Raw genomic sequence first — 1,723 nt, forward strand, 5'->3', positions numbered from 1 at the left:
CCTCAGCATTGCTCACTTCCTCTTCCAATCAACCGCAAAATATTACGAATTATTTTTGACAAAAACACCAACTATTTTTGACCACATTACCTTAAATAATCGAGTTGAATAAGGATTTCTATAATGTAAAATATTAATTGTCATTATTTAATAATAATTTAGTTTTCAGCATTACTTTTGTCATTCCGCAGGAATCTAAACTTTTGTATTTCAGCATGTTGAGATTAGTTCAAAATTATAAAAGCCCATTGATTTTGGAGTATTATGATTAAAAATTACATTCATAGAGGAAATTAATGATTTTTTGTTTATAGAACACTTAAATCCGTCTGCTAATCTAATTTTGCAGACGGATTTTGTTTTTATTGCCTTTAAAGATTAAAATCAAACTTAAATATTTTTTTCTGCAAAACTAAAAATATTAGCCAGTTCAATAGTGGAATATCCATTGCTTTTAATTTTTGAAGCATTAATCATAGCTTTTGCAAGTACAGAAGTCGGTAATGGTTTTTGGCTTTCGAAAAGTCCGAGTTTATTGGCAAACTTTATTATTCTGCTTCCTAAAACTTCTGCAGTTCTCTCCGAGTCTTTTCTTTCTAACATTCCTGGTTTGAAAATGGTAATCTTATCAAAATGAAGATTTTTAACCGCAACTTCCAATTCACCTTTCATTTTAGAATAAAATATTTTAGATTGAGGATTCGCACCATAAGCAGAAACTAAAACATAATCTGATACATTATTTTCTTTTGCTGCTTTTGCAAATTCCAACTGATAATCATAATCTACTTTTCGCTGTGCTTCTTTGCTTCCCGCATTTTTTAAAGTAGTACCCAAGCAAGAAAATGCCACATCGCCAACGACAAGATTTTTCCATTCTTCAGGATTTTGAAAATTTACCACATGAGTTGTTAGTTTATCATTATATATCGTGAGAGGTTTTCTTACAAACACTATTACTTCACTGAAATCCTGATCGAGCAATAACTGCTGAACCAATTCTTTTCCTGTGGCGCCTGTAGCACCAATTACGAGAGCTTTCATTGTTTATTGTAGTATAAAATGTGTATTCTTTTTCTAAATTTACTAATTTTGAAATAATTGTCAGTATAAATTTAATTTACATCACTATTCACACGCATATTTATATTAAAACTCATACTAAATGGATGCCAACGAAATTTTAGAATACTGTCTTTCAAAAAAAGGAGTTACAGATAGTTTTCCGTTTGATAATGAAACTTTGGTTTTGAAAGTTGGAACAAAAATGTTCCTATTAATGTCATTAGAGAGACAGCCTTTAAGCATTAATGTAAAAACAGATCCCGAATGGAGCTTAGAACTTCGTGAACAACACCCGCAAATTACCGGAGCGTATCACATGAACAAAATACATTGGAATTCGGTTTCTGTAGATTGTTTAAAAAGAGATTTACTTTTGAAAATGATTGATCAATCGTATGATTTGGTATTCAAATCTTTGACAAAGAAAATTAAAGAAGAAATTTTAAATTTATAAAATTATATAAAGCACTAATAACACAAATGAAATTTAGACTATTTTTTATATTAATATTTTACACTTCAAGATATTTTTGCCAAGACAATATTAATAATATTATAGAACCCGTTGTGCATTTTAAATAATACTGACTTTTAAGTTGTTGATATTTCGATTGAAATAAGTTTTGTTTATAAACTGCACAACTGTTAAAGCCGTTAT

General features: G+C 29.1%; 2 protein-coding genes. One reads left to right on the top strand and one right to left on the bottom strand.

Features of this window, described 5'->3' with window-relative positions; all coding sequences use genetic code 11:
• Positions 1-390 precede the first annotated feature (390 nt).
• Entirely contained in the window at positions 391-1,044 is a 654-nt protein-coding gene (locus tag IV513_RS15360; RefSeq protein WP_209391428.1) for an NAD(P)H-binding protein, read from the bottom strand.
• A 121-nt stretch (positions 1,045-1,165) separates the two neighbouring features.
• Here IV513_RS15360 and IV513_RS15365 point away from each other — a divergent pair, with 121 nt between their 5' ends.
• Positions 1,166-1,519, top strand: a complete 354-nt coding sequence (locus IV513_RS15365) for an MmcQ/YjbR family DNA-binding protein (protein WP_209391429.1) — start codon at positions 1,166-1,168, stop codon at positions 1,517-1,519.
• Positions 1,520-1,723: the final 204 nt, after the last annotated feature.

Origin of the sequence: Chryseobacterium sp. RR2-3-20 (genome assembly GCF_017808115.1) — a bacterium.
Taxonomy (GTDB): domain Bacteria; phylum Bacteroidota; class Bacteroidia; order Flavobacteriales; family Weeksellaceae; genus Chryseobacterium; species Chryseobacterium oryzae.